General features: G+C 69.2%; 26 protein-coding genes. 11 read left to right on the top strand and 15 right to left on the bottom strand.

Annotated features, from left to right (window positions below; genetic code table 11):
* The first annotated feature begins 69 nt into the window (after positions 1-69).
* Positions 70-1,941, top strand: a complete 1,872-nt coding sequence (locus KME78_RS08850; protein ID WP_219528317.1) for a bifunctional copper resistance protein CopD/cytochrome c oxidase assembly protein — start codon at positions 70-72, stop codon at positions 1,939-1,941.
* Here KME78_RS08850 and KME78_RS08845 read toward each other — a convergent pair.
* A complete protein-coding gene (locus KME78_RS08845; protein ID WP_219528316.1) occupies positions 1,917-4,238 on the bottom strand; it encodes a beta-xylosidase/alpha-l-arabinosidase in 2,322 nt (773 codons plus the stop codon). The genes KME78_RS08850 and KME78_RS08845 overlap by 25 nt on opposite strands.
* Before the next feature lie 208 nt (positions 4,239-4,446).
* Here KME78_RS08845 and KME78_RS08840 point away from each other — a divergent pair, with 208 nt between their 5' ends.
* On the top strand, positions 4,447-5,457 hold the full coding sequence (locus tag KME78_RS08840) for a LacI family DNA-binding transcriptional regulator (RefSeq protein ID WP_219528315.1): 1,011 nt from the start codon (positions 4,447-4,449) through the stop codon (positions 5,455-5,457).
* Between the two features lie 23 nt (positions 5,458-5,480).
* Positions 5,481-6,194 carry a cupin domain-containing protein gene (locus KME78_RS08835; RefSeq protein WP_219528314.1) on the top strand — a complete coding sequence of 238 codons (714 nt, stop codon included), beginning with the start codon at positions 5,481-5,483 and terminating at the stop codon, positions 6,192-6,194.
* A 9-nt stretch (positions 6,195-6,203) separates the two neighbouring features.
* On the opposite strand, the gene KME78_RS08830 is transcribed toward KME78_RS08835, so the two are convergent.
* Positions 6,204-6,356, bottom strand: a complete 153-nt coding sequence (locus tag KME78_RS08830) for an SDR family oxidoreductase (protein WP_219528627.1) — start codon at positions 6,354-6,356, stop codon at positions 6,204-6,206.
* A gap of 408 nt (positions 6,357-6,764) precedes the next feature.
* Between KME78_RS08830 and KME78_RS08825 the strand changes: the two genes are divergently transcribed.
* Positions 6,765-7,160 (top strand): SbtR family transcriptional regulator, encoded by a 396-nt coding sequence (locus tag KME78_RS08825; RefSeq protein WP_308126856.1) that lies wholly within the window; start codon positions 6,765-6,767, stop codon positions 7,158-7,160.
* Positions 7,161-7,442: 282 nt separating this feature from the next.
* Here KME78_RS08825 and KME78_RS08820 read toward each other — a convergent pair whose 3' ends face one another.
* The 3 genes from KME78_RS08820 to KME78_RS08810 all read right to left on the bottom strand — a co-directional run bounded on the left by KME78_RS08820 (position 7,443) and on the right by KME78_RS08810 (position 10,393).
* Positions 7,443-8,024 (bottom strand): tyrosine-type recombinase/integrase, encoded by a 582-nt coding sequence (locus KME78_RS08820; protein WP_308126855.1) that lies wholly within the window; start codon positions 8,022-8,024, stop codon positions 7,443-7,445.
* Positions 8,025-8,203: 179 nt separating this feature from the next.
* Positions 8,204-9,109: a hypothetical protein gene (locus tag KME78_RS08815; protein ID WP_219528312.1), complete on the bottom strand. Its 906-nt coding sequence runs from the start codon at positions 9,107-9,109 to the stop codon at positions 8,204-8,206.
* A gap of 348 nt (positions 9,110-9,457) precedes the next feature.
* A complete protein-coding gene (locus KME78_RS08810) occupies positions 9,458-10,393 on the bottom strand; it encodes a DUF6414 family protein (RefSeq protein WP_219528311.1) in 936 nt (311 codons plus the stop codon).
* Positions 10,394-10,702: 309 nt separating this feature from the next.
* On the opposite strand from KME78_RS08810, the gene KME78_RS64040 reads away from it, so the two are divergent.
* Positions 10,703-11,044, top strand: coding sequence for a sigma factor-like helix-turn-helix DNA-binding protein (locus KME78_RS64040; protein ID WP_308126886.1), 342 nt, complete (start codon positions 10,703-10,705; stop codon positions 11,042-11,044).
* Entirely contained in the window at positions 10,951-11,388 is a 438-nt protein-coding gene (locus KME78_RS64035; RefSeq protein ID WP_246650755.1) for a UTRA domain-containing protein, read from the top strand. The genes KME78_RS64040 and KME78_RS64035 overlap by 94 nt, the downstream gene beginning before the upstream one ends.
* A 167-nt stretch (positions 11,389-11,555) precedes the next feature.
* On the opposite strand, the gene KME78_RS08800 is transcribed toward KME78_RS64035, so the two are convergent.
* Positions 11,556-11,798: a hypothetical protein gene (locus KME78_RS08800; RefSeq protein ID WP_219528310.1), complete on the bottom strand. Its 243-nt coding sequence runs from the start codon at positions 11,796-11,798 to the stop codon at positions 11,556-11,558.
* 647 nt (positions 11,799-12,445) lie between these two features.
* Between KME78_RS08800 and KME78_RS08795 the strand changes: the two genes are divergently transcribed.
* Positions 12,446-13,222, top strand: a complete 777-nt coding sequence (locus KME78_RS08795; RefSeq protein ID WP_219528309.1) for a hypothetical protein — start codon at positions 12,446-12,448, stop codon at positions 13,220-13,222.
* A gap of 320 nt (positions 13,223-13,542) precedes the next feature.
* Positions 13,543-13,872: a peptidase inhibitor family I36 protein gene (locus KME78_RS08790; protein ID WP_246650807.1), complete on the top strand. Its 330-nt coding sequence runs from the start codon at positions 13,543-13,545 to the stop codon at positions 13,870-13,872.
* Between the two features lie 71 nt (positions 13,873-13,943).
* Here the strand turns inward: KME78_RS08790 and KME78_RS08785 are convergent, their stop codons facing one another.
* Positions 13,944-14,699 (bottom strand): phytanoyl-CoA dioxygenase family protein, encoded by a 756-nt coding sequence (locus KME78_RS08785; RefSeq protein ID WP_219528307.1) that lies wholly within the window; start codon positions 14,697-14,699, stop codon positions 13,944-13,946.
* 101 nt (positions 14,700-14,800) lie between these two features.
* Here KME78_RS08785 and KME78_RS08780 point away from each other — a divergent pair, with 101 nt between their 5' ends.
* Positions 14,801-15,628, top strand: coding sequence for a helix-turn-helix transcriptional regulator (locus KME78_RS08780; protein ID WP_219528306.1), 828 nt, complete (start codon positions 14,801-14,803; stop codon positions 15,626-15,628).
* Here KME78_RS08780 and KME78_RS08775 read toward each other — a convergent pair.
* From KME78_RS08775 to KME78_RS08760, 4 genes are all read right to left on the bottom strand, one after another.
* Positions 15,603-17,681: an alpha-galactosidase gene (locus KME78_RS08775; protein WP_219528305.1), complete on the bottom strand. Its 2,079-nt coding sequence runs from the start codon at positions 17,679-17,681 to the stop codon at positions 15,603-15,605. The two genes, KME78_RS08780 and KME78_RS08775, sit on opposite strands and share 26 nt — an antisense overlap.
* Before the next feature lie 127 nt (positions 17,682-17,808).
* The gene (locus KME78_RS08770; RefSeq protein WP_219528304.1) at positions 17,809-18,105 is read right to left on the bottom strand and encodes a DUF3817 domain-containing protein; all 297 of its coding nucleotides are present in this window, start codon (positions 18,103-18,105) and stop codon (positions 17,809-17,811) included.
* 71 nt (positions 18,106-18,176) lie between these two features.
* Positions 18,177-19,622, bottom strand: a complete 1,446-nt coding sequence (locus KME78_RS67075) for an LCP family protein (RefSeq protein ID WP_219528303.1) — start codon at positions 19,620-19,622, stop codon at positions 18,177-18,179.
* Between the two features lie 120 nt (positions 19,623-19,742).
* Positions 19,743-20,453: a TetR/AcrR family transcriptional regulator gene (locus KME78_RS08760; RefSeq protein WP_219528302.1), complete on the bottom strand. Its 711-nt coding sequence runs from the start codon at positions 20,451-20,453 to the stop codon at positions 19,743-19,745.
* Between the two features lie 68 nt (positions 20,454-20,521).
* Here KME78_RS08760 and KME78_RS08755 point away from each other — a divergent pair, with 68 nt between their 5' ends.
* Positions 20,522-20,980 carry an RDD family protein gene (locus tag KME78_RS08755; RefSeq protein ID WP_219528301.1) on the top strand — a complete coding sequence of 153 codons (459 nt, stop codon included), beginning with the start codon at positions 20,522-20,524 and terminating at the stop codon, positions 20,978-20,980.
* Here the strand turns inward: KME78_RS08755 and KME78_RS08750 are convergent, their stop codons facing one another.
* Positions 20,981-21,760, bottom strand: coding sequence for an alpha/beta fold hydrolase (locus tag KME78_RS08750; RefSeq protein WP_219528300.1), 780 nt, complete (start codon positions 21,758-21,760; stop codon positions 20,981-20,983).
* A complete protein-coding gene (locus tag KME78_RS08745; protein WP_219528299.1) occupies positions 21,751-22,953 on the bottom strand; it encodes an MFS transporter in 1,203 nt (400 codons plus the stop codon). Before KME78_RS08745 ends, KME78_RS08750 begins: the two co-directional genes overlap by 10 nt.
* A gap of 80 nt (positions 22,954-23,033) precedes the next feature.
* Here KME78_RS08745 and KME78_RS08740 point away from each other — a divergent pair, with 80 nt between their 5' ends.
* Positions 23,034-23,903 carry a LysR family transcriptional regulator gene (locus tag KME78_RS08740; RefSeq protein WP_219528298.1) on the top strand — a complete coding sequence of 290 codons (870 nt, stop codon included), beginning with the start codon at positions 23,034-23,036 and terminating at the stop codon, positions 23,901-23,903.
* A 3-nt stretch (positions 23,904-23,906) separates the two neighbouring features.
* Here KME78_RS08740 and KME78_RS08735 read toward each other — a convergent pair whose 3' ends face one another.
* Both KME78_RS08735 and KME78_RS08730 read right to left on the bottom strand, forming a co-directional pair.
* Positions 23,907-24,944, bottom strand: a complete 1,038-nt coding sequence (locus tag KME78_RS08735) for a helix-turn-helix transcriptional regulator (protein WP_219528297.1) — start codon at positions 24,942-24,944, stop codon at positions 23,907-23,909.
* On the bottom strand, positions 24,931-25,917 hold the full coding sequence (locus KME78_RS08730) for a helix-turn-helix transcriptional regulator (protein ID WP_219528296.1): 987 nt from the start codon (positions 25,915-25,917) through the stop codon (positions 24,931-24,933). Before KME78_RS08730 ends, KME78_RS08735 begins: the two co-directional genes overlap by 14 nt.
* Positions 25,918-26,000 lie beyond the last annotated feature (83 nt).

Raw genomic sequence — 26,000 nt, 5'->3', positions numbered from 1 at the left:
CACGTGGAGAACACCATGACGTCTACCCCCGCATGCCGTCGACCGCTGCCCGCCCGCACCTGAGCAGCCGTGTCCATTTCCCGAGGCGGGCCGTCGACGGCCCGCCGTTACGCCGTTGTCGCCGTGGCCGCCGGACTCCTGGTGCTGGTCGCGGCCCTGCTGTTCGGCGGAAGCCTGCCGGTGCGGGCGATCCCGGGCCTGCCCAAGGCCGGACCGATCACCGATTGGGGCCTGCCCCTGGCCCGGTTCGTCTATGACCTGTGCGCCTTCGCCACCGTGGGAACGCTCGTCGCCGCCGTGCTCCTGGCCCCGCGCGGCACGCCGGAGGCCGCCGCCTGCCTGCGCGCCGCCGGCCGGTGGGCGCTGGGCTGGGCCGTCGCCGCGGCCGCGATGTACCTGCTGACGATCTCGGAGGTCACCGGCCTGCCGCTCGCCGACCTGATGGAGGACCCGTCGATCCTGACGTTCGGCACCACCGTCCCGCAGACCCAGGCGCTGTTCATCGTGGCCGCGGCGGCGGCGGTGGTCGCGATCGGCGCCGGCTTCGGGCCTTCGCCCTGGTGGAACGGCCTCCTGCTGGCGGTCGCCGCCTTCGCGGTGCTGCCGCCCGCCTACGTCGGTCACGCGGCCTCGGCGGGCGACCACGACATCGCGATCTCCGCCCTGATGGCGCACCTGGTGACGGTGGCGGTGTGGGTGGGCGGCCTGGCCGCCGTGCTGGTCCACTTCCGGCGGTCGGACCGGCTGGCGGAGGTGGTGCCCAGGTTCAGCACGCTGGCGCTGGCCTGCTTCGCCGCGGTGGCCGTGTCCGGTGTGGCCAGCGCCTGGGTACGGCTGGACACCGTCCCCCAGCTCTGGCAGACCCGTTACGGCCTGCTCATCCTGGCCAAGACGGCCGCGCTGGTGGCCTTGGGCGCCTTCGGCCGGCACCATCGCCGCCGCACGGTCGCGGGCCTGGCCGAACGTCCGGTGCGGCACACCTTCGTCCGGCTGGCCACCGGTGAGGCGATCGTCATGGTGGCGGCCGTCGGGCTGGCCGTGGGTCTGTCGCGCACCCCGCCGCCGCCCTCGGAGGGCGGGGGAGGTGGTCACGACCACCTCCTGCTGGAGTACGACCTGCCGCCCTTCTCGATCGGCAACCTGGTCACCGAGATCCGGCTGGACCCGCTGATCCTGCTCCTGCTGGCCCTGCCCGCGATCGGCTACCTCATCGGGCTGCGCCGCCTGGCCCGCGACGGGGTGCCGTGGCCGCCCGGCCGTACCGCCGCGTGGCTGGCCGGGCTCGCGGTGCTGGCGTTCGCCCTGCTCAGTGGCGTGGGCGGGTACGCCCGCGCGATGCTGTCCGCGCAGGCGCTGCAGTACGGCCTGGTCGCCCTCGTGGCGCCGCTGCTGCTGGCGCTCGGCGCGCCGCTGACGCTCGCCGCCCAGACCACCACCGACCGCTCGCAGTACGGCGACGTGACCCGCGCGATCCTGGACAGCGGCCTCGCCGCGCGCCTCACCCACCCCGTGACCGTCGCGGTGCTGCAGGTCGTGCCCGTGGCCCTGCTGTACGGGACCGGCTGGCTCGGACAGTCGTTGTACAGCTACGCGGCGCACCTGCTCACCCTGGCCGTGCTGTTCTGCACCGGGATGGTGTGCTTCTGGGTGCTGACCGGAGTGGATCCGCTGCCGCGCCCGGTCACCTGGGTGACGCGGGCGCGGCTGCTCGCGGTGGTCGCCGTCGTGCCGCTCGCGCTCGGGCTGGCCCTGCTGTTCGGGCCGGGGGTGGGCCTGGACTGGTTCACGCTGGTGTCGCCGCCGGAGGTGTCGGACCTGTCCGCCGATCAACGGGCCGCCGGGCTGACGGTGCTGATCGCCGCGATCCTGGTGCTCGGGGCGTCGGCGGTACGGCTGGTGTCATGGCGGCGGGCCGCTCAACGGAGGAGGACACCTGTCTGAGAGTGACTCGGCTTCCGCACGTCGATCGTGGTCAGCCGCCGTTCGGCGCCGGTGATCTCGTACACCGGACCGGTCAGCGTCACGGACCGCTCGGCGACGACCTCGGTGACGGAGCGGCGGACGGTCACCGTCACTTCGCCGGGCTCGACGACGCGCCGGCCGTCGCGCCCGGTGAAGGCCAGCAGCCGCGTCGGCACCTCGAAATCGACCGACGCGCGCTCACCGGGGTCGAGCTCGACGCGCGCGTACCCGACCAGCTGGGCGACCGGCCGGGTGACCGAGGCGACCACGTCCGAGGCGTACACCTGCACGATCTCCGCGCCCGCCCGGTCGCCGGCGTTGCGCACGACGACCGAGCAGCGGATCGACCCGTCCGCCGCCGGGACCGTCCCGGCCACGGCCACGTCTTCGTAGGCGAACCTCGTGTAGCTCAGCCCGTGGCCGAAACCCAGCTCCGGAGCGGGGTCGACGTTGCTCACCGAGCTGGCCGCGCCGAGCCGGGGATGGAGATAGCTGTACGGCTGGCCGGCCACCGAACCGGGCATGCTCATCGGCAGCCGGCCCGAGGGGTTCACGGCGCCGCTGAGCACCCGGGCGATGGCTCCCGCGCCCTCCTCGCCGGGGAAGAACGCCTGCACCACGGCGGCGGCCTCGCGCAGGATGCCCGGTACGGCGTAGGCGCGGCCGGTCATCAGGACCACCACGACCGGCGTGCCCGTGGCGATGACCGCGTCGGCCAGCTCCCGCTGGGCCCCGGGCAGGTCGAGGGTGTCCACGTCGCAGCCCTCGCCGGAGGTGCCCCGGCCGAACAGGCCCGAGCGGTCGCCGAGCACGAGGATCACCACATCGGAGTCGGCCGCCAGGCGGGCCGCGCCGGCGATGCCCGTGCGGTCGCCGTCATCGACTCCCGTGCCGGGCTCGACCTGGAGCACCGCGTCCGGAAACTCCGTACGCAGCGCGTCGAGCAGCGTGGGCGACGCGATGCCGGGCTCCACGTCCGGGAAGTGCGGCAGGACGTGATTGACGAAGGAATAGCAGCCGAACAGCGCGGTGACGCTGTCCGCGTTCGGGCCGATGACGGCGACGCGTCGGCCCGTGCCGTCACCGAGCGGGAGCACGCCGTTGTTGGTGAGCAGCACGATGGACTCTTCCGCCAGCCGCCGGGCCAGCGCCCGGGATTCGGCGCCGTCCAGGTCGACCGGCCCCGAAGCAGTCGGCTCGTAGTCGTCGTCGAGCAGCCCGAGCTCCGCCTTCTGCAGCAGGACGCGGCGCAGGGCCCGGTCGATCAGCGATTCGGCGATCCGCCCGCTCGACACGGCCTGCTTCAACGGCTCCAGATAGGCCACCCCGGTGGGCAGCTCGACATCGATTCCCGCCGTGAGCGCCTGCACGGCCGCGTCCTCGGCGTCGGAGGCGACGGCGTGCAACGTGTGCAGGAAGGCGACCGCGAAGTAGTCCGCGACGACGGTGCCCTCGAACCCCCACTCGTCGCGCAGGATCGTGGTGAGGTAGTGGGCGTCCGCGGCCACCGGAATCCCGTCGATCTCCGCGTAGGAGTTCATCACCGAGCCCGCCCCCGCGTCCCGGACCGCCACCTCGAAGGGGAACAGCAGCACGTCGGCCACTTCACGCGGCCCCGCGTGGACCGGGGCCAGGTTCCGGCCGGCCCGGGAGTTCGAATAGCCGACGAAATGCTTCAACGTCGCGATGACGCCCGCGGACTGGAGTCCCCGCACGTATGCCGCCCCGATCGTCGCGACCTCGTACGGATCCTCGGAAACGCACTCCTCGATCCGGCCCCACCGCTGGTCGCGCATCACATCGAGCACGGGAGCCAGCCCCTGGTGAATGCCGAGCGCGGCCATGCTCGCCCCGATCTGCCGGCCCATCCGCTCGACCAGCGCGGCGTCGAACGACGCCCCCCACGCCGGCGGGACCGGATAGGTCGTGGCCCGCCACGCCGCCAGACCCGTCAGGCATTCCTCGTGCGCCAGCGCCGGCACGCCGAGGCGGGTGTGGTCGAGCAGCCATCGCTGCCGCGCGGCCAGCAGACCACTGGCCCATTCCGGATCGACGGGCCGGGTCCCGTAGTGGCGGGTGATGTGCCCGAGGCCGTGGCGGGCGAACTCCTCGAAGGCGACGTCCTCGCCCTGCATCGCATCCTGCAGTGGCGCGACGACCCCCTCTTCGCGGTTGACGTTCAGCCACACGCCCACGAGCTGCGCGAGCTTCTCGTCGAGTGACATGCCGGCCAGCAGGTCACCGACGCGTCGCGCCCGGCGCTCATCGATCGTCATGCACGCACCTTCACTCACCCGATGTGGTTATTGCTGCGGAAAATTTTCGGCTGAGTTTCGGAGAAATTACCGTGACATTGCCGTGCGATCACGCTAGGCTGCGGCCTGTGGCCGTGTCAACAGGTGCCACGCGCGCCTCAACGGACCAGGTCAGTCGGCAACCGCGGATGCCGATGGATTTTCGGAAAGTTTCACCACGGGAGGTCCTGTGCCCCGACCCACCCTCTCCGACGTCGCGGTGGCGGCCGGAGTGTCGGTGCCGACGGTCTCGAAGGTGCTCAGCGGCAAGAAGCACGTCTCCGCCGCCACCCGCGACAAGGTCCTCGAAGCGGTCCGGGCCTCTGGATACGAGGCGCTCCGCCCGCTCAGCACACCCCGGGTCGGCCTCATCGACCTGCTCATCGACGGGCTCGGCTCGCCCTGGGCGGAGGTGCTCGTCAAGGGCGCGGAGCAGGCGGCCGCGCGCTGGGGGTTCTCGCTCGTCGTGACCTCGTCCGCGCGGCCCGACTTCGACCTGCGGCGCTGGATCGGGATCGTGCGGAAGCGGAGCACCGACGGCATCGTCTTCGTGCTCTCCCGCGCCAACCAGGAGGAGTTCGCGGCGGTCGAGGAGCTGCTGCGGGTCCCGCTGGTGCTCCTCGACCCGGTCGGCAAGCGTGACCCCCGCCTCTCGACCGTCGGCGCCACGAACTGGTCGGGCGGGGTCATGGCAACGACCCATCTCCTTGAGCTGGGACACGAGCGGATCGGCTTCATCGGCGGGCCGCTCGACACGCAGTGCAGCCTCGACCGCCATGAGGGCTACCTCGCCGCGCACCGCACATTCGGCGTCGAGCCGAGGCCGGGCCTCACCCGTTTCGGCGACTTCCTGGTCTCCGGCGGCAAGACGTTCGGCGCCGAGCTGCTCGACCACCCCGACGGCCCCACCGCCATCTTCGCGGGCTCCGACCTGCAGGCCGCCGGCGTCTACCATGCCGCGGCCGAGCGCGGCATCCGGATCCCCGACGAGGTGTCCGTCGTCGGCTTCGACGACTCTCCGGTGTGCGAGATGATGTCGCCGCCGCTCACCACGGTCCGCCAGCCGCTCGACGACATGGCCAACGAGGCGGTCCGGTTGATCACCGAAGAGCTGACCCACCGCAAGGGCTCGGCCGGCACCCGGATCGAGCTCGCCACATCCCTCATCGTCAGAGGCAGCACCGCGCGCCCCGCGCACTGACGCCAGTCATACGGAGGAGAGCCATGACCTTTCCCGGAGGCACGTCGGTCACCCGGCTGTCGGTCTACTCGGGCGTATGCCCCGACGGCCTCGAAGGCGGCACGCCGCACCTGCACACCGCCTCCACCGAGGCGTACGTGGTCATCGGCGGCAGTGGCGCGTTGCAGACGCTGGACGTGCACGGTTTCCGGGAGACGCCGTTGAGTGCCGGTTCGACGGTGTGGTTCACGCCGGGGACGATCCACCGGGCGATCAACCGGGGCGGCCTGGAGGTGGTCGTGGTCATGCAGAACGCCGGGCTGCCCGAGGCCGGTGACGCGGTCATGACGTTCCCGCCGGAGGTCGTGGCCGACGCGGCCCGCTACCGGGAGGCGGCCACCCTGCCGGTCGGCGACGGGGTCGAGGCGGCAGTCCAGCGCCGTCGTGACCTCGCCGTGGAGGGGTTCCTGCGCCTGGCCGAGAGCCTGGCCGACGGCGACCCGGGACCGCTGCGGGCGTTCTACGACAGCGCGGTCGCGCTGGTGCGCCCCGCCGTCGCCGGCTGGCGGAAGACCTGGGAGGACACCGTCGCCCGGGAGACCCGGCACACCGCCGAGGTGCTCGACGCGCTGGAGCGCGGCGACGGGACGCACCTCCAGAGCGCCACCCTCCTCGAAGCCCCACCCGAAGCCCGCTGGGGCATGTGCGGCCGGCTCCGCACCCACGACGTCGCCCACCCCCGCGTCCTGTCCGAGTGAAGCGGGGGATCACCAGGTCGGCACCAGGCCGCCGTCCACGGTGACGTCGGCGCCCGTGACGTTCCCCGTACGGTCGCTCGCCAGGAGCAGCACCAGGTCCGCGACCTCCTCCGGACGCGAGAACCGGCCGCTGACCGAGCCGTGCGCGGCCTTGGCGACGATGTCCCCGGCCTCCGACCCAGTTCGTCCAGCTCAGCGGACGACTTGCGAGCCCCGGCGATCACCCGCACGCCCTCGCCGACCAGCGCGCGCACAACCGCCAGTCCGATGCCCCTGCCAGCTCTGGTGACGACGGCCATCCTGCCCTGTAGTCCGAGATCCATCGCGGTTCTGCCTCTCACTTTCGGGTGGTGATCGCTAACAGGACTCTAGGTGGGGAGCGACGTCGCGGCCTTGAATCATGTGACTGAAGCGTTGCCCTGGAGCCCACGTCGGCCAGGACCGGATCGAAGCGTCCGGAATCACGGATCAGTTCGCGGCCACAGCCGTACGTCCAGCGGTGCGTAAGGCGCCCTTCTGCGGCTCGCAGTAAGGTCGCAGGCGGGCGCACCGGGCGAGCGAGGAGTGCACGTGGCTGGCACGTCCCAGGCAGACGTACGGGGTAACCGAGCCCGTCTTCTGGCCGCGGCCCGCGGCGCGTTCGCCACCGACGGAACCGAGGCGTCCCTGCACGACGTCGCGCGACGGGCGGGAGTCGGGATCGGCACGCCCTACCGGCACTTCCCCACGCGCGAGGACGCGCTGCTGACGTGGCTGAACGACCTGGCCGCCGGCACGCGCACATTATCAGGGGCTACCGCAATCGATCATGGCGGCACTGGCGAGGAGAGCTCTGAACTGCACGTCTCGTGCGCCGCCAGGCGGGCCTCCGGTGCACGGCTGCTGGAACGTGCGCAGGTACGCGCCGACGTCACGGTCCATGAGGTGATCGCGCTAGCCATCGGCCTAGCCCGGGCGGCGCAGTAGCCGAGCGGCCCGTCCGATCTGATGGCGCGCTTGCTCTCCACGGCGATGTACGGATTGGCGCCGCACGGGTAACGATGGCAGCCCTTGACCGGGCATTGCGGAAGTCACCGGGGCACGCGAGGCATGCGCGCCATTGACTGGGGGATCAAGGGGTCGCAGGTTCAAATCCTGACGTCCCGACCAGATATTCGCTGGTCGATGAGGGTGTCATCCGGAAGGATGGCACTTTGTCCGCACTCCTGAGTGACCAACTGCGTGACTATCGGGTGAAGAGCTCTTCCATCACCTCCGCTCCGCCGAGCAGGACGGGGCGGATCTGGTTGGGGTAGACCGCCTCGGTGCGGCCGTCCCTCTGTGGCCGACGAGCCGGGCGATCTCCTCCAGCGGGACGCCGGAGTCCGAGAGCAGCGAGACGAAGCTGTGCCGCATCTCGCGTGGTGTCCAGTAGTAGGCGCGCAGACCCGCGTCCTTGGGGATCTTCCGGAACGCCCGCCGCACGTTGTGCGCGTCGAGCGGAGTGCCGACGAGCGACGCGAAGACGAGATCGTGATCTTTCCACTTCTTGCCAGCCTCCGCCTTGTCCTGCCGTTGCAGTTCCCGGTGCGCCTTGAGCCCCTCCTCGTACCGCCTAGGTAGCGCCAGAGATCGTCGCGACCGCCGGGTCTTGGTGTCACCCCCGGCGCGCACCGACCACCATACGGCGATCCACGGCGGGACGTCCTTGTCCGGATCTCCGACGAGATCCACCTCCTTCCAGACCAGTGCACGCAGCTCCTCCGTGCGAGCGCGGCCGTCGCGGTGAGAGTGCACGGGCCCGAAGGAGGGGGCGGCCAGGGTGACGAACGCCCGGGGGTGGGCGCTCACGGTCTCGGGACGCCTTTGCTGCCGGACAGGCCCGCGCGGATGAGGTGGAAGGTGCCGGCCTGGTAGCTGGGGAGCAGGCCGGGCAGACGAAGGAGCGGCGGTTGCCGCAGGCGGCCTGGGGGCCGGTCGCGGCCAACGCTGCCCCGCGGATCCAACCCTCAAAGCAGAGCCTTGAATGACTACTTATAGCCGGGCTTGTCGTCCTCCGGCTTGGTGCCCTCAAGCGTATTCTCGGTGGAATCTAGCCATTCCTCCTCGAGGCTCGGGGGCGTGGTAAACGTGTACGAATCTAGTTCCTTATTTCTTTCACTAACTTCTATAAATGACGGGCCGGCCTCGTCGTACCACGCCCAGTCCCATTGCTCAACAAAACCAGCCTTAGGCTGACCGGAGGTACGGAAATAATGTTTCCGATCTGCGGGAAATCGAATGATCTTATTCTTGCCATTAATCAGGCATTCCACTTTCAGGTGCCACTCGCATAGGAATTTCTCAGTCTTGGCCACTATGCAGATATCAAATATCTCTTTTGCTTCTAGGTTGATCGTATGCTTAGCAAAGTAGGGATCGCTTCCGACGGTCTCGTGGGCCATCTCCTCGAATGCCCAAAGTTTCGGTAGCGCCTCATCTAGATCGACTGTAAGCACAAGAGTTTCGTTTGAGCCCGCGCTAGGACAGGTGACAAGAGCACCTCTTGCCGGTGGGTGGCGCTTATGAACAGTCACCTTAATATTTGTAATGCAGATCGGTTCGTCAACATTATTTTGCAATAGACATCGCAGCCGCGTCATTCGATAATCAATGCCCCCTACTGACCGCGTCCATTGATGGACTATTTCGGGAAGCGAAGAGGATCCGTATGCAATATTTAGCGGGACAAGTGATTTTGCTTTACCGAAACTGGGGCGCCCGGCCTCTGGCAGGGTGCGCGAGAGTGACATTTGCCAGGCTTCGGGAGTGCGGGCAAGCTCGACGATTTCGATTGGCCGTCTTCCTTTTAGTAGCCTTCCTAGCTGCTTTCTAAATATGAACCAGAGCCCTCCAGCGATAGCGACTATGAGGCCTCCAACCACTTCCTCAAGCATAATTCTCTCCCTTGCGCCCTGGGTGTTTGGTTTGAATGGGACCGGTCATCCTACCTGCAGTGCTCAGCTTCCGCACAGGTCTCGCAGGTTTGCGAGCTGAGGCCCGCGCCCCCGATACCGCATTGTTTGTGTCCCTCGGTCGGCGTCAACTCCGTCCGTGCAGTATGGACGGGCGGCGTGGAAGCCGCAGGGCAATGAGACCAGAAGGCAGATTTGGCACCTCGGTCGGGTTACCGCCTCCGCTCCTCGCGGAGTGACGATTCGGCGGACAGATCCGCATTCAAGTAGCTCCATGCCGTCTGCGGCTGAGTGGTTCCCATGAGCACCCGCATGAGAGGAGCCCCTAGATCAAACGAAGATCGCCATTGGGAGGATTTGAACGGCAGGAGCGGCGACTATTGGATCAGAACCCCCAAAGTCGAGCCCAGTTTCGCTCATACTCATAACAATACCCCTGGCCTCTTCGGCGCCTGCAACACCCATAACGGTTCGTCGCGTGAGGTTGATCGTATCGTCACCCTGTAGAATTCGCGTGACTTTCCCTAGAACCGTGAATTCGCCCGCGCGGAGATGCTCATTGGTTGTGGCATTGAAGTAAAGTGAAGACACTGTCAGTACGGCCTTGATTCCAGACAAGGTCTCGAGCACAACGTCATGTACGGGAGACTTTTCTAGGTCCTCTTTCATTTTGAGGATTAGTCTTTTTGTCCACTCTTCTTGCGTTGCCTGCGCATCCTCCGCTGCTCCCGCGACTTCGGCAGCCTGGGTCGCCTTCGCGCGTCGAGCCGGGTTGCCGGACCTTTTCCTTTCCCTCTTCGCCGGATTAGACATTTCATCAAGATATGGGAGCACCTGCGCCACAAAGGCCAGTATATCTTCGAGCGGATTGCCGACATAGCGACCAGATATTTCCACTAGCTGCCTGGCCCTCAAGGCTCCTATTTGATCAGGATTATTTATGGCCACGACCTTGTTGTCCTCATGGAGATATGAATAGAGGAAGTTAAATAGGCTAGCATTCGTGTGCTGCCTAGCAGCCTTGTATTCGGAAGAATCTTCGGAGCGCCCACTTGCAAGCAGGTTGGCGTTTACTTCCCCCCCAAAGAAGGAGCTGATAGAGGGCAGCTTAAACTTTGCACCGCCTTCTCCTTTGAGTTCGCGACCCTTAGTGGTACGATCCACAGCCTCCGTTTCGTAGGCCACTCCACCGTCCAGGAAGGCAAGAAAGCTGATCATCATTTCGGTGTCGAGATACAGAGGGTGCGCGAGGTCATAGTTGGACATGCGGCGTTTATAGCATGACCGCTAGGACACTCTGACCATAACTGGAGAACTAGGGCGATTTGTTCCAATTTTCCTATTACGACATGTTCTCGGGAACGCTCCCCCTGGGATGTTGTCGTGCAGAATGCGGGCTGAGGTCCGTACCCCCGCCCCCGACACCGCATTGTTCGTGTCCCTCGGTCGGCGCCAACTCCATCTGTGCGGCATGGGTGTGGGCCGCATGAAAGCCGCCGGGCAGCGGTATCCGAAGAGGGAGTGGACACCTCGGTCGGGCCACACAATCTCAGCTTGGTCACCGAAGCGGCGAGGATGCGACGCCAGGTGATCGCCGAGGCACGCGAGTCCGGCATGAGCCTGGAAGAGATCGCCGGGCGCTTGGGCGTATCTCCCGGCCGCATCTCGCAGGTGAGGAGAGGGCCAGCGGCCCGCGCACCAGAAGGGCCAGCGTCTCCGGCATCCAGGGTGCTGGTCCAGCGCGCCTTGCCAATCGAGCCAGCGGTACGGGGCGCCAAGTCACTTTCCTCGCGGAGCGGCAGCGGCTCAAGGCCGACCGGCGGATGCTGTACGTCGGACTGGAGCCTGCCAGTGATCACGTGGCGGCCTGCCTCCGTGTCGGGCCAGGCGCGGAGATCGTCGCCAGGCGCAAGATGATGGTGGCCAACGACGTGCCGGTGAGGATCGTGACCAGCTACTTTTGCGCCGATCTGTTCGGCGATACCAGGCTGGCTGAGCCCGAGTTTATGCAGCCGTCATTCCAGTCCGCCTTGACCGCCCTGGGCTACACGTTCGGTCACGCGGAAGAGAACCTGACCGCCAGGCCGCCGACACCCTTCGAGCGGGAGACGTTGGAGCTGGAGCCCAGCGAGTGGATCGTTCAGGTCCTCCGGGCGAGCTACTCCACCGAGGGCACGCCCATTCACGTCCTTGAGACGATCTGTGCCGCCAACCGGCACATTTTCCCGATCGGACAGGTCTCCGGCTGCGACGAATTCTGAGTGACCAACTGAGTGACAATCGCTCCGAACAGCCCTGGACTCCGAGGGACCGTCGTGGACTGTACGCCCAGGTGGGAGCTGGAATCAGCCATGATCCCGCTCCCTACTCATGTGCCTGGGGGCGATCGACGGTCCAGAGCTTTGTTCCTCAGCCCTGGACCACCGGGCTACCGGGGCACCTCGGTGAGGTCATCCCAGTGCATCATCCAGCGTCGCATCCCGTTGGGCAGATCCTGCTGCGGCCCGTCGAGCTTGACGAAGGCGAGGCGACCATGGCGCATGACGGAGACCACTTCGCCGGTGCGGCCGGTGATCAAGGATCCGAAGGCCCGTGTTGTCATTGGGCTGTGCTCCATGCTGGAGATCACAACACGGCATCCCGGCTGCTGCCACGACTTCCCGACGCTCATGCCGTTTCCTGTGGTGCTTCAACGATCAGTGCCGAAGGTGGGTGGGAGATCCGCAGTTGCGCATAGCGCAGTGCGATTCGGTGGGCGGCCCGAGCAGGTTCGATGGAGGGATGCCAGGCGTAGATGACTCGCTGTCGCTTTTCATCCCACCCTGCACGCCACCAGTACCGCCCACCGTGGCACCAGACGACCAGCCCGACCCAGACGGACACCAGTGCCAGGCCATAGCCGTCGTGCACGTCCGCGGAGACGCCTTGAGCGGCGAGGGCATCGGCCAGGGCAACGGCGGCGTGCGTCTCCGATCGGGACGAAGACGGGCTCACAGCGCCTGCTCCGCCGCGTCCTGATCCTTCAACTGCTCGGCGAGTTGGGCGACGTCATCCGCATCGATTGTCTGGCAGAGTCCATGATCTACCTCTCGCCGAGAAAGGTGCCGGCCGTTTCGAGTCGCCCAGAGACGCCCCGCAGAACTACGCCAAATGCACCAACCAGGAAAGGCCGCCTGGAGGTCTTCGAGAATTACCGGTGTGGACATGGGAACAGCGTGCTTACCCAAGCGTTACGAACCCACCGCGTTATAAAGACGTCCAGGACGTTATGGAGTTACGCTCGAAACGTCCCTGACGTCCTCCGCTTCGAGGTGTACCGTGGCCAACGTCCCCCTACGCAGCGCGATGCTGAACGCCCAGGTCACGAACCAGAACTTGGCCGACCGATGCGGCGTGGACGTCAAGACGGTGGAACGCTGGTTGCAGGACGAAATGCGTATTCCGCACACGCGACACCAATGGGCCGCCGCAGAGGCACTAGGAGTTGAGACAGCCGTGCTATGGCCAGACGCAATTCGCAATACGGTGAAAACGGGACCGGACAAGGAGGTCTTGACCGTTTATCCATATCGCTCCGCATGTCCGAAATCAATCTGGCGCAATCTCATCAACTCGGCACGAAACGAGATCGTGTTCGCCGGTTACACGAACTACTTCCTGTGGCTGGAACACCCGAACCTGGCGAAGGTACTCAAGCGGAAGGCCCAGCAGGGCTGCAAGATCCGGTTCCTCGTCGGCGACCCGGAGACCGAGGTCACCCGCCGCCGTGAAGAGGTGGAGAACGTCCCGCTGACCGTCTCCACGCGCATCCGGATCACGCTGTCGGAGATCGAGCAGCTACGAGACGTCCCCGGCATCGAGGCCCGGTTTGGTGACGAGCACATCGCCATGAGCGTGTTCCGGTTCGACGCGGAGATGCTCGTCACCCCCCACCTGGCCAAGCTCGTCGGGCACGACTCGCCGATGCTCCATCTGCGGCGGTACCAGGACGACGGGTTGTTCGACCGGTTCGCCTACCATGCCTCTGAGCTGTGGAGCAACGGTCGTGACGTGTGGCAGCAACCCCAGCCCACGGGCCAGATTCCGAGTGACTGACTGGGTGACGATCGACCCGCACGACCCTGGCCGCAGGGGATCGTACGGGACCATAAGCCCAGGTGGGGTGGGTATCTGTCTTCCTGGCATCGAGACTCGGTGCGGGTGCCGCCCCAAGAACCCAGGCGCGGACCCCATGTCCCGACGCTGCGCCCGTCGTGATCCCTGAGTCACAGAATGTCGCGCCTGCCGGATGGGAAAGGGCCTTCTTGCCGCCATTTCATAGCTCTCCGTCGCCATAGTGTTACGTTTTGTTACGGCATGAATGGCTCATCCCATCGACAGGAGAGCGAGACGTTGTGAGGAACCTGTTCCGCCGTATGTCACTGACCGCGGCAATCGCGACGGCCGCGGCCAGTCTGGCGCTGCCCGCATCCGCCGCCCACGCCGATGACCCACTGCCGTGCCCCAGGATTTACGGAGTGTGTGCCTGGACGGAACCGTCCGGCAAGGGTGAGCTCAAGCTGCTCTTCGGCGACGATCCATACCTGGAACCGCCCGTGCGCGCCGTACAGAACCAGACCGGCGGCCTCTGGTGCTTCTACGCTTACCCGTACTTCCAAGGTGAGCGCTGGCAGATCGCCGGCGGGGAGACGGTCCGCGACCTCGGCTTGGACTCCCGTTCTGCCAGGCGGGGCACCTGCGGCTGACGCAGCGGGGTCTCGGGGGCAGCAGCCCGAGACCCCACCTCGCCAGGGCGACCTGGCTGGTCGGTGGCGGGTCAGGGCGTCGAGGTGCCGGCGGAAAAGGGCGGGAAGTGCTCGTCGGGCAGGGGCCGGCCGGGGGTGAGGCCGAGGGGGTCGGTCAGCACGTGCGCCGGTTCGGCGGCGAAGACCGCGTCGGCGTCCATGTAGATGACCACGTGCGCGATGCGCGGGTCGTCGGTGAAGTTGGGCGTGGCGGTGTGCGCCAGGTACGAGTTGTGGAAGGTGCAGTCTCCCGCCTTCAACGGGACGGTCACCCGCTGCCGCCACCGCAGCTCGGGCGCCACCCGGAAGAGATCATGCTCGTCCTCCAGGTCCTGGGCGCGCAGGTCCTGGAGGTCGTGCGAGCCGGGCAGGAACGTCATGCAGCCCCGCTCGACAGGCACGTCGACCAGCGCGATCCAGGCCGACAGGGCGTGCCGCGAGCCGGTGTGCGGCCAGTACGGCTGGTCCTGGTGGAACTCGGTGGCCGCGCCGTTGTGCGGCTGCTTGATCAGCAACTGGTCGTGCCAGAGCCGCAACGGCACGCCCGCCAGGCGGGTCGCGATCGCGGCGAGCCCCGGATGCAGGGTGAGCTCGCGGAGCGTCTCGTCCTGCTGCCAGAGCTGGAGCAACTGGACGAAGACGGCGCCGCCCTCGCGGTTGTCCCGCACGGTCTCCCGCGCGGCCAGCGCCGCCTTGGCGTACCGCTCCGCCTCCGGCCGCGAGATCACCTGCGGCACGTGGATGAAACCGTCACGCCGGTAGGCGGCCACCTGAGCGTCGTCGAGCATGTCCTTCTCCCTTGTCGATGCCTGTCGATGTGCCTCTACTCTTGCCGGGCGACCAGGGGGCAGGCTAGGACGGGGATGCTCGGGCATAGCACAATCCTGATGTGCACCGCGTACGACGAGATGACGTCTTCACCCCCGACCGGCCCGCCGTGGTGGCCGAGCGGCACGAGCTGGCGGCCGACAACGGCGCGCACAGCCACGACTTCCTGGAGCTGGCCGTGGTCGTCAGCGGCACGGCCACGCACGTCTCGGTCACCGGGGAGCAGGAGCTGAGCCGCGGCTCGGTCGCGCTGCTGCGGCCCGGCGACTGGCACGGCTACCGCGAGTGCCGTGAGCTGGTGGTGCACAACGTGTACGTCGGTCCGGAGATGTTCCAGCGGGAGCTGGCCTGGCTGCGGGCCGAACCGCACATCGGCCGGCTGCTGCACACCTCGGGACACGTCTCGCGGCTGGACGGCGGGGCGCTCGCGGTGGTGGAGGCCGCGCTTCCTGCGGCGGTGGGCGGGCACATCACGCAGGTGGGAGCCCTGCTGTGCCTGCTGGGCGGCGCCGCGGCCTCGCTCGGCGAACCCGCCGCCCGCGGCGCGGGGACGCACCCCGCCGTGCTGCTGGCCGTGCGGGAGCTGGAGGGCGACCCGCGGCGGAGCTGGTCGGTGGACGACCTGGCGGCGCTCGCGCACGTCTCGTCCGCGCACCTGGCCAGGACGTTCACCGCCCAGCTCGGGATCTCGCCGATGGCCTACCTGAACCGGCTGCGCGCCGAACGGGCGGCGGCGTTGCTCATCGAGACGGACCTGCCGGTCGCGGCGATCGGCAGGCAGGTGGGGTGGAGCGACCCCAACTACGCCAGCCGCCGCTTCCGGCAGTCCTTCGCGATGAGCCCGTCCGACTACCGGGCCAGGTTCAGCGCACCAGCTCCAGCTCGATGACCAGCGCGGTGGCGGGCTTCAACGCCGGGGACGGCAGCCCGAGCCCGGCCAGGACCGAGCCCTGCAGGCGTACCGGGGCGGCCGTCCACTCCGGCAGCGCGACACCTGAGGGCAGGCGGCCCGCCACCCGCACCTCGTAGACAGCCTCGGGATCGAGTCCGGGCAGGCGCAGCGGGGCCGGGCCCGTGGCCACGCGGGAGGCGAGCTGGACGCAGGCGAACACCGCGTGCCCGCCCTGGACGACGCCGTGAAGCAGCACCGCCGGGTCGGGATGGTCGGCACGGACAACGGTCCCGCCGTGCAGCGTCGGCCGCAGCCGCTTGTGCAGGGCGATCCACTCGGCCAGCTCCTCGCGTTCGGCGTCGCTCGCCGACGTCAGGTCCCACTCGACGCCCATGTGACCGAACAGCGCGGTGGCGCACCGGAACGACAGCGGCAGCGACCGGCCGGTGACGTGGTCGCGGGGCGCGCCGACATGGCTGCCCATCAGCTCCGGCGGCACGAGCAGGCCGGTCCAGCGCTGGATGGCCTGCCGGTCGAGCGCGTCGTTGCTGTCGGAGGTCCAGACCCGGTCGGTACGGGCCAGGATGCCGTAGTCGACGCGCGCGCCGCCGGACGAGCACGACTCGATCTCCAGCCCGGGATGGCGCCGGCGCAGCTCGTCGATCAGCCGGTAGGCCGCCAGGGTCTGCGCGTGCACGCCCGCCACGCCGTCGTGGACGGGCTCGGCGATATCGCGGTTGTGGTCCCACTTGATGTAGTCCAGCGCGTACTCGCCGACCAGCGTGTCGATCCGTTCCAGCAGGTAGTCGAAGACCTCCGCCCGGGCCAGGTCGAGCACGTGCTGGTTGCGCTGCGGCGGCGGGAGCCGGTCGGCGCGGCCGAGCACCCATTCGGGGTGCTCGCGGGCGAGGTCGGAGTCGAGATTGATCATCTCCGGCTCGAACCAGAGCCCGAACTGCATGCCGTGCTTGCGTACGTGCGCGGCCAGCGGGTGCAGCCCGTCGGGCCACACCTGCTCGTCCACGTACCAGTCGCCGAGCCCGGCCCGGTCGTCGCGACGGTGGCGGAACCAGCCGTCGTCGAGGACGAACCGCTCGATCCCCACCTCCGCGGCCCGGTCGGCCAGCGCCAGCAGCCGGTCGAGGCCGTGGTCGAAGTAGGTGGCCTCCCAGTTGTTCAGGGTGACCGGGCGGGCCGGGCGCGGGCCACGCGCGCGCAGGTGGCCGTGCAGCCGCCCGCCGGCCTCGTCGAGCCCGGCGTCCGACCAGGTGAAATAGACCAGCGGGGTCTCGTACGTCTCGCCCTCGCCCAGGGTGATCTCGCCGGGCGCGAGCAGTTCGCCCGCGGCCAGCAGCGTCACGCCCTCCTGCAGCCGTTCGACGTAGTGGACGTGGTCGCCGCTCCACCCGGCGTGCGCCGCCCACACCTCGCCGTGCCGGAACCCGAACCCGCCGGTCCCCGCCACCAGCAGGCCCGTGCTGTCGTGGCCGGTGCGGCCGCGCCGGTTCTCCCGCGACCAGACGCCGTAGGCCAGCGGCCTGCGCTGCGGCACCTTCTCCAGCGCCCACCGCCCGGTGAAGTCGAGCAGCTCATCCGCCCGCGCGGGCAGCGGCAACGCGCAGGTCAACCCGTCCACGCGGTACGGGTCGGCGGCGGTGTTGGTCAGCGCGTGCCGCATCGTGACCACACCTTGGGCGTCCATGGCCAGCTCGCTCACCAGCCGGAGCCCGGCCCGCTCGTCGGACGCGGTCACGGTCACGCTGCCGCCCGAACCAGGCACGGCCCGGGTCTCCACTGGGCCTTCAAGGCTCCACCTGACCGGCCAATTCCCGGACGTACGGGCTCCGGCCAGGCCCGGCCTGCCGTACCAGCTGTCGCCCTGGACCGGCACCAGCGGCGGCGCGGGCGTCAGCGACGCCAGCGCGGGCAGGAGATGCGGCTCGGCGACCGCGCCGAGGTCGGCACCGAAATGGCGCACCCGCGGCAGGCCGGAGCCCGCGACGTCAAGGACGAGACAGGCGCCTGCGGCGGAGAGAATCACGGGGGACACGTTGGGGGGACTCCTCACACTCGGACGGGCACCGGGCCCGCCGCTTCCGTGTAAGAGGTTCGCACGAGGCGCTCGCCGACCGGCGAGCAGGTGCCGCCGTTGGCGGGTGCACGAACACGCTCAACCGTCAGGCGGGTTGGCCGGCCACCGCGCGCGCCGCCATCCGCCGTTCGAACCACAGTGAGGTGAACGGCGGCACCGCGCACGCCAGGCCCAGCACCACCGCGCCTCGGCTCCAGCCCGCCTCTCGCGCCGAGAGCAACACTCCGACCACGTACAGCACGAACAGCGCCCCGTGGATCGGCCCGAACACCTTGACCCCGAGCTCGCCGGTCGCGGCCACGTACTTGAAGAACATCCCGACCAGCAGCCCCGCCCACGAGCAAGCCTCGGCCACCGCCACGACCCGGAACCAGCGCAGCATGCCCCACCCTTCGCCCAAATATCGCAATATCGCGCATACTCTACAGGCTGTAGAGGAAGGGCAGGTGCCGGCTAGGTTCCCTTGTTCGCAGGCACGCAGGACGAGCCCAGCGTGTCCAGCCGACTGGATTGCTTGATGCTCCGACGTGGCGAGCGCGTGGTGGTAGGCGTACTGGAAGGAGAAGGGGCGGCGGCTTCGGCGCGGGCAGTCTGGCTCGAGCCGCGGGAGCGCGCGATGGCGGTCTTCACTGACTTGAGGATGAGCGGATAATTCGGGTACGCCGGGTTGTAGGTGGGCGGAACGAAGTTCAGCTTGGACACCCGGGCGCTCTTGACCCGCTGGGCGAGAGGGACCAGTTCCTGCAGCAGGCCACGCGGGATGTCGGTGCGGAAGGTCTCCTTGGCCGCCTTGGCCAGGGCGTTGAACTTCAGCAGCACGTTGCTCGGGTTGAGCTGGTTGAGCATGGCACTCATCACGCACTGCTGGCGGCGCATCCGGGTGCGGTTGTCGCCGCCCGCGCAGGTGCTGCCCGGATGGTCGCGGGCCCGGCCGTACCAGAGGGCCTGGGTGCCGTTGAGGGTGCGGTTGCCGGCCTTGACCACGCCGCCGTCGGCGCGGCCCACGCCGTAGCAGATGTCCTGCTCGACGTTGATGGTGACGCCGCCGAGAGCGTCGATCAGGCGCGCCACGCCCCACATGTTGACCAGCATGTAGTAGTCGATCTTGATGCCGAGGATCTGGCCGAGCGCGTTCTTGGTCGCCTCCGGGGCGCGGTCGGGGGAGCGGCCGGTGACCTCGGGGTGCATGTCGGCGTAGGCCCATACGCCGTTGAGCAGGTCGGCGGAGCCGCGGCCCTGACCCGGTGGCAGCCAGAAGTTCTTCGGCGGCGGGAAACGCCTGGCCAGTGCGGAGCCTGGCGTGAACGGCGCGTTCTCCATCTCCCGCGGTAGCGCGAAGATCACTGAGTCGCCGGTGCGGACATCGATACTGACCACGTTCATGCTGTCGGTGCGGATGCTCACTCCCTTGCGTGAGCTCGCGCCGTCGCCGCCCAGCAGCGCGATGTTGACCCGATCACGTCCTCGCCACGGATCCTTGTGATCGATCGGCTGAGACGGTGAGTTCTTGAAGATGGAGTCGATCGCGTCGTCGGAGGTGCGGACAGTGGTGGCGACCAGTCCGAACGGCAGTGCCACGGCCACCGCGAGCAGGCCCGCGACCGCGCCCGTACCGAGTTGACCCCGGCTACCGAGCTTGCTGGGACGCAGCACGATGTAGGAACTGATCACGACCGCGGCCCATGCCAGCCCGCCCACCACGCACAGGCCGGTGATCACGGTCAGCCAGGTCGGGTCGAGGAGCAGGCCGGCCAGTGCCTTGGCGTTGATCAGCACGATCACGGCACCGATCAGCAGGACGCCGAAGATCCCCATCATGATCAGACCGGTGCGTTTGCGTCCGGCACGCACGTGCGCGGCCCCCGGCACAACGATCGACGCGATTGTCCAGCCGATCACGGATGGAGCAGCCCACCTGCGCATCAAATCTCCCCCTTGGCGGCATCTGCCCCATTGCGCAAGCAATTTAGCAAATGGCACCAGGTAACCCGGCCTGAATCGAAGTCTCATCAGGTCTGGCTAGGTTGCGGCAGCTTGCCCGGGTTTCGGGGCGTCGGTGCGCACAGCCAGGTCGAGGACGTGCCGGGCCGTGGCGTCCAGGAGCTCGGGAGCGGGCGGGGCGTCGTGGACGAGCGCCTGGTAGTAGAGCGGCCCGAGCAGCACGCTCAGCAGCGTGTCCACGGTCGGCTCGGGCACCGGGCGGCCGGTGTGGCGTTCGAGCACGGCGCGCAGTCCCAGCAGGTCGCGCTCACGCTGCTCGCGCAGGAACCCCTCACGCAGCGCCCGCGCGGTCGCCTGGTCGGTCTGGGCATGGCCGAGCAGCGCCCGCAGGACCTGGCCCGCCGGCTGCTGAAAGAACCCCGCGATCCGGCGGAGCTGCGCTTTCAGCTCCGCCTCCGCGTCTTCTCCGCCACCTCGCCAGGCCAGCGCGTCGCGGGCGTCGTCGGCGAGCGTGTCGAGGAGGATGTCGACCTTGGACTTCCACCAGCGGTACACGGTCTGCTTGGCGACACCGGCCCGGGCCGCGATGCCCTCGATGGTCACCCCGTTGAACCCCCGCTCGACCAGGAGATCATCGGCGGCGTGCAGCACCGCGAGCCGGATGCTCTCGCTACGCTTGGGGCCCGTCCGGCTCACCACGGCCGTCCGGCTCGCGGCGGGCTCGGCGTTTCGGTCGGCGGGGATGGCAATCGTCCTTTCATGGGCGTTCCGGCAGGTCGATTCTGGCATGCCGGTCTGTGGAACAGGATGGAACGCCCTTCGGAGAAAGACCGCTACTCACCTCGGGGAGTGGATCCATGCAGGACGGCCCACCGTACGGCTATCTCGTGCCGGAGCTGATCGCGGGACGCTGGCGGCGGCTGTTCGCCGGTATCTACGATGTCGTCCTCGTGGGTGTGCTCACCTGGCCTCTCCTGGCGCGGTCCGGAATCTTCGAGCCGAGGGAGTTCGCCGACTACGTCGTCAACCTGGACTGGCGCCGGCTGATCGCCGGGACGCTGGTGTGGTACGCCTACCACTGGCTGCTGACCGGCTACTGCAACGGACGGACCGTCGGCAAGAAGGCGTTCGCCATCCGTGTGGTGCGGCAGAACGGCGCCAGGCTCACCCCCGCCATGGCGGCGGGGCGCGCGCTGATGTCCGGCTGCTTCGTCGCGGTGGGCATGACCGTGATCGATCTCGTCTGGATCGTGTTCACCAGCCGCAAGCAGGCGCTGCACGACCTGGCCGCCAACACGGTGGTCATGATCGACTGATCAGCGGCCGGCCAGGAAGTCGAGGACCAAGGGGCCCGCGACCTGGCGGAACTCCTCGAAGTAGGCGTGTCTGGCGCCGGGGATGAGCCGCATCTCCGCCCCGGGGATGCGGCCCGCGAGCAGGGGCGCGTTGGCCGCCGGGTTGAAGACGTCGTCGGTGCCGTGGACGATCAGCGTGGGCGCGGTGATGCAGGGCAGCGCGTCCCAGGCGTCGTGCCCGGCGCTGGCGGCCAGGTGCCGCCGCCGGGCGAAGGCGGGCATGCCGGGATCGCCGAGGGTGGTGTACGGGCCGGGGTGCGTAGCCAGCCAGGCCGGGGTGTACATCAGCTCCAGCAGCGCCTGCCGGGCCGCCCGCTTGTCGGGCTGGGCCAGCGACCTCTTCACCGTGTTGTCCCGTTCGAAGCCGTGCGCGCCGCCGGGCGAGGTGCACCCGAGGATCAGCGACCCCACCCGGCGCGGATGGTCGGCCGCCAGCCACTGGGCCACGCGGCCGCCCATCGAGGTGCCGTACACATGGGCCCGGTCGGCGCCCAGGTCGTCGAGGACGGCGATCATGTCGGAGGCGAAGCCGCGGGTGGTGTAGGGGACGTCGGGCTTGTCGCTGTCGCCGGTGCCGCGGTAGTCGAGGGTGATGGTGGTGTGGCGGTCCTCGAAGTCGTCCCTGACGTCGTCCCACCAGTGGTGGTCGTTGGCCTGCCCGGCCAGCAGGACGAGGGGCTCGCCCCGGCCGCGGATCTGGTAGGAGACGGCGACGCCGTCCCCGGTGACGGTTACCGGCATGATCGTGTGTCGAAGCGGCGGGCCAGGTCCAGCAGGAACCCGGCGCCGACGAGCAGCCCGACGGAGACGGTGATCACGCTCGACCAGCCGCCCGTCTCCCACCGGTAGGCGGCCAGTGAGCCGAAGACCGAGCTGCCCGCGTAGTAGGCCAGCAGGTACAGTCCCGCTGCCTGGCCCACGCCGACGCCGACCCGGTGGGCGCGGTCGGAGACCCAGCCGCTGACCAGGGAGTGCGTACCGAGGAAGGCGAAGGTCACCAAGGCCAGTCCGATCACGATGGCGGGCAGTTGGGGCGCGGCGGTGAGCAGCGTACCGGTCACCAGGAGGGCGACACCGAGCAGGGCGGCCAGGCCGAGCCCGCGCCGCAGCGCCAGCCGCCCGGCGGCCAGCGGCCCCGGAACGCCCACCGGATAGGCCAGGAACACCAGCGCGCCCGCGCCGCCCAGCAGATAGGGCGCCGCCTCCAGGCGGAAGGTCAGCGCGTTGCACAGCCCGACGAACGCCCCCATCGTGGCCGCGCCGACCAGGCACAGCGCCACCAGGGACGGGTCCCGCAGCGTGAGCGCGGTGTTGCGCAGCAGGTCGCCCAGCCGCGGGCTGGACCGCTCGAAGTGCCGCGACGGCGGAAGCAGGACCCACAGGCCGATGGCGCAGAGCAGCGTGACGACCCCCACGACGGCGCTGGCGCCGCTCCAGCCCCACGCCGCCTGGACCGGGCCGGGCAGCAGCCGCCCTGCCGCCCCGCCGAGGGCCGTGCCGGTGATGTAGGTGGCATTGGCCCGTACGTGGGATCCGTCGGGCATCTCCTCACGCAGGTAGGCGAGCGCCACGGCGGGCAGCCCGGCCAGTGCGACGCCCTGCAGCCCGCGCAGGACCAGCAGCGAGTGCCAGGTGGGCGCGAACGCGGTGGCAATGCCCAGGACCGCGCAGCCGGTCAGTGACCACCGCATGATCACCACTCGGCCCACCAGGTCGGAGATCGGGCCGACGAACAGCAGCGCGACCGCCATCGTGATCGTGGCCAGCGACAGCACCGCCGTCGACTCCGAGGCGGAGACCCCGAAGTGGTCGGCGACGCCGGGCAGCAACGGCTGGACGTAGTAGAGCGCCAGGAAGTTGGCCAGGCCGCCGAACATCAGCCCGTACCTGATCCGGAGGGAGGCGCGATCCCCTGACACGCGAGTCGAGAGCACCCGTCGAGCGTGCCCGCTCAGCGCTGATGCGCAAAATGCAGAATTTGCCGGAGCTGATGCGAAAAGGGCATCATCGCAGGATGGAGCTGCAAACCCTGCGTTGGTTTCTGACGCTGTGTGACACGGAGAACATGCGCGACACCGCCGCGATGGAGGGCATCAACCAGTCCACTCTGTCGCGGGCGCTCGCCCGGCTGGAGGCCGACCTAGGCGTCGAGCTGTTCCACCGGCACGGGCGCCGGCTCGCGCTCAACCGGTTCGGCCTGCTGTTCCGCGAGCACGCCGGCCGCGCCGTGGACGAGCTGCAGGGTGCGCGCCGGCGCATCGACGCGCTGGCCAACCCGGACACCGGACTGATCCGGCTGGGCTTTCTGCACTCGGTGGGCCGCTGGCTGGTGCCGGAGATCCTGCGCGACCTGCGGGCCGTCACGCCCGGCATCCGCTTCGAGCTGCACCAGGGCTTCGCCAGGGAGCTGTTCACCCGGCTGGCCCAGGGCGACATCGACGCCGCCCTGGTCACCCCGCCACCGGACGGCAACCCCGCGCGCTGGCACCCGCTACGCGAGCAGCGGCTCTGCCTCGCCCTGCCGGTCGAGCACCCGCTCGCCGCCGCGCCGGGGCTGACGCTCGCCGACGTACGCGACGAGCCGTTCGTCGCCTTCGCCCCGACCACGGACCTGCGCCGGGTCATCGACCGGCTGTGCGAGGAGGCGGGGTTCGAGCCGGTCATCGCCTTCGAGAGCGAGGAGATCGCCACCGTACGCGGCCTCATCGGCGCCGGGCTCGGCGTGGGCGTCCTGCCGCTCCCCGCCTCGCTGGAGCACGATGACCCCGCCTACCTCCCGCTCGTCCCGGCCCAGCACCGCCCGATCGGCCTGGCCTGGGACCCGCTGCCCACCCCCACGGCGGCCGCGGCGCTGTTCGTCGAGCACCTCACAGGGGGCCGCTGAGCCTCAGCCCTCCGGCGGCGGAGGATGGCGGAAGGCGGCCTGGACGCCGGCCTGGAAGCGGGTGTGGGCGCCCAGCCGGCTCATGAGGTCGGCGATGCGCCGCTCGGCCGTGCGGTAGCCGACGCCGAGCTGCCGGGCGATGGCCTCGTCGGTCAGGCCGGCCACCAGCAGCGCGATCAACCGCTCGTCGTCGTGCGCGGAGGCACGCGCTCGCGCCTGCGGTGCGGAGCCGGGCGCCGGAGGCCGCAGGCGCAGCGGCAGCGCCCGCTGCCACAGCCCTTCGAAGAGCCTGCTCAGCGCCTCCAGCAGCCCGGACGGATGGACCACCAGCGCGGCGTCGGCGTCGGGGTCGTCCGGGTGATGGCGCAGCAGCAGCAGGGCGAACCGGTCGTCCATGAGGTAGAGCTTCATGGGCAGGCTGGGCAGCACCCGCGCCTGCTGGCCCGCCCCGACCATCGTCTCGATCAGCCGCAGCGCCCCGATCCGGTCGACGAACTCCCGCTCGTAGATCATGCGGCTCGTGACGCCCCGGTCGAGCAGCTCGCGCTGCGCCGTCACGCTGCCCGGCGGGTCGAAGTACGGCGGCTTGGAGAAGCAGCGCATCTGATGCCAGGCGGCCCGCTGGATCTGGGCGTGCCGCTGCTGGACCGCCCGCTGCCCGGTCACCACCTCGACGACCGCCGGCGGCGTCTCCCCGGTCGCCCGGCGGCGCTGGAAGGCCTGGTCGAGCTCGCCCGCGCGCTCGCGGGCCCGCAGCAGTTGCCGTTCGGCGGTGACCAGGAGCACGTCGAGGGCGGCCTCCGGGGCGACGGCGGCGTAGCGGGCCGGCCCGTCGGAGCGGGTGACCAGCCCCTTGGCCTCCAGCGAGGCGAGCAGGGCGGGCAGCTGGTCGGCGCGCAGGCCGATCGCCGCGCCCAGCGACGCGATCCGGGCGGCGGTGGCCGGCGAGCCGTCGATGAGCAGCTCGTACACCGCCTCCTCGTCCGGGGTCAGACCGGCCGCGCCGAGCGATCCCGCGTGGTTCCCGTCACTCCGGGTCATCGTGTACGCCCTTTTCGTCGGCCAGCCAGCCGCGCAGGACGGCCTGGTAACCGGCCTGGAAGCGGGTCTGGGCGTCCAGCTGGATCATCATGGCGTGCACGTGACGCCGTACCGTGCGATCGCTCCAGCCGAGGTGGGCCGCGATGGCCTTGTCCGTCTGGCCGGCCACCAGCCGGGCCAGCAGGTCACGCTGCGCGTCGGTCGGGCTCCTGTTCTCCGGCAGGCGGGCGCGCCCGTGGCTGACGTGCAGTGGCACGGCGCGTTCCCAGTACATCTCGAACAGCGCGGCCAGCGCGTCGAGCAGCGTCGAGTCGTACACGACCAGCGCCGACTCGACCATCTGCAGGTCGTGACGGAGCGGCACGAGGGCCATGGGGTAGTCGCTGAGCACCAGCTTCATCGGGACGTCGCCGACGCGCACCTGCTCGCCCGCGGCGATGTAGTCCACGATGGTCTTCAGCGTGCCGCGCATCTCGATGGCCCGCCTGTCGTACACCACCCGGTAGTCCACGCCGCGGTTCAGCAGGTCGAACTCCTGCGTGTTGCCGCCCACGACGCCCGCGTACGGTGGCGCGTCGAACATCCGGATCTCGCGCCGGGTGCCGCGCTGGAGCTGTTCGAAGCGGCGCAGCACCGCCTCCCGCCCGATCACCACCTCCACCAGCCCGGCCGACTCCTGGTCGGAGGTGGTGAGGTGATAGCGCGTGGACAGCTGGGCCACCCGCAGCCTGGCCTCGGCCAGCGCGCGGGTCCGCTCGCGGATCAGCGCGTCCAGTCCCATCTCCGGCGGTACGACGATGAAGCGGGGCGGATCCTCGGGCAGGCGGGCGATCAGCCCCAGCTCCTCCAGGCCGACGGCCAGTCCCGGGGTGCCGCCGAGCCGCTCCAGCTCGTCGAGGGTGACGGGGGAGTGCTCGACCAGAGCCTCGTAGAGGGCCTGCTCCGCCGCTGACAGGCCGAGGATGCGCAGCATCCCACCATGATCACCCACAACCCGGCGCTCTCGCCGTCCTTTTCCCGTCATTGGCGGGAATAGGACGACGAGTCATCTTTTCA

This window comes from Nonomuraea guangzhouensis, assembly GCF_019396345.1.
GTDB lineage: Bacteria > Actinomycetota > Actinomycetes > Streptosporangiales > Streptosporangiaceae > Nonomuraea > Nonomuraea guangzhouensis.
The sequence above is the reverse complement of the archived record's forward strand: the minus strand, read 5'-3'. Positions and strand labels throughout refer to the sequence as shown.

Excerpts from the sequence above, each read along its gene's own strand:
- KME78_RS08815 (WP_219528312.1), bottom strand. The coding sequence starts at position 9,109 with ATGCTTGAGGAAGTGGTTGGAGGCCTCATAGTCGCTATCGCTGGAGGG.
- KME78_RS08845 (WP_219528316.1), bottom strand. The coding sequence starts at position 4,238 with ATGACGATCGATGAGCGCCGGGCGCGACGCGTCGGTGACCTGCTGGCC.
- KME78_RS08770 (WP_219528304.1), bottom strand. The coding sequence starts at position 18,105 with ATGCTGCGCTGGTTCCGGGTCGTGGCGGTGGCCGAGGCTTGCTCGTGG.
- KME78_RS08755 (WP_219528301.1), top strand. The coding sequence starts at position 20,522 with ATGCAGGACGGCCCACCGTACGGCTATCTCGTGCCGGAGCTGATCGCG.
- KME78_RS08750 (WP_219528300.1), bottom strand. The coding sequence starts at position 21,760 with ATGCCGGTAACCGTCACCGGGGACGGCGTCGCCGTCTCCTACCAGATC.
- KME78_RS08730 (WP_219528296.1), bottom strand. The coding sequence starts at position 25,917 with ATGCTGCGCATCCTCGGCCTGTCAGCGGCGGAGCAGGCCCTCTACGAG.
- KME78_RS08790 (WP_246650807.1), top strand. The coding sequence starts at position 13,543 with ATGTCACTGACCGCGGCAATCGCGACGGCCGCGGCCAGTCTGGCGCTG.
- KME78_RS08835 (WP_219528314.1), top strand. The coding sequence starts at position 5,481 with ATGACCTTTCCCGGAGGCACGTCGGTCACCCGGCTGTCGGTCTACTCG.
- KME78_RS08800 (WP_219528310.1), bottom strand. The coding sequence starts at position 11,798 with ATGAGCGTCGGGAAGTCGTGGCAGCAGCCGGGATGCCGTGTTGTGATC.
- KME78_RS08740 (WP_219528298.1), top strand. The coding sequence starts at position 23,034 with ATGGAGCTGCAAACCCTGCGTTGGTTTCTGACGCTGTGTGACACGGAG.
- KME78_RS08810 (WP_219528311.1), bottom strand. The coding sequence starts at position 10,393 with ATGTCCAACTATGACCTCGCGCACCCTCTGTATCTCGACACCGAAATG.
- KME78_RS64040 (WP_308126886.1), top strand. The coding sequence starts at position 10,703 with ATGCGACGCCAGGTGATCGCCGAGGCACGCGAGTCCGGCATGAGCCTG.
- KME78_RS08760 (WP_219528302.1), bottom strand. The coding sequence starts at position 20,453 with ATGCCAGAATCGACCTGCCGGAACGCCCATGAAAGGACGATTGCCATC.
- KME78_RS64035 (WP_246650755.1), top strand. The coding sequence starts at position 10,951 with ATGCTGTACGTCGGACTGGAGCCTGCCAGTGATCACGTGGCGGCCTGC.
- KME78_RS08735 (WP_219528297.1), bottom strand. The coding sequence starts at position 24,944 with ATGACCCGGAGTGACGGGAACCACGCGGGATCGCTCGGCGCGGCCGGT.
- KME78_RS08785 (WP_219528307.1), bottom strand. The coding sequence starts at position 14,699 with ATGCTCGACGACGCTCAGGTGGCCGCCTACCGGCGTGACGGTTTCATC.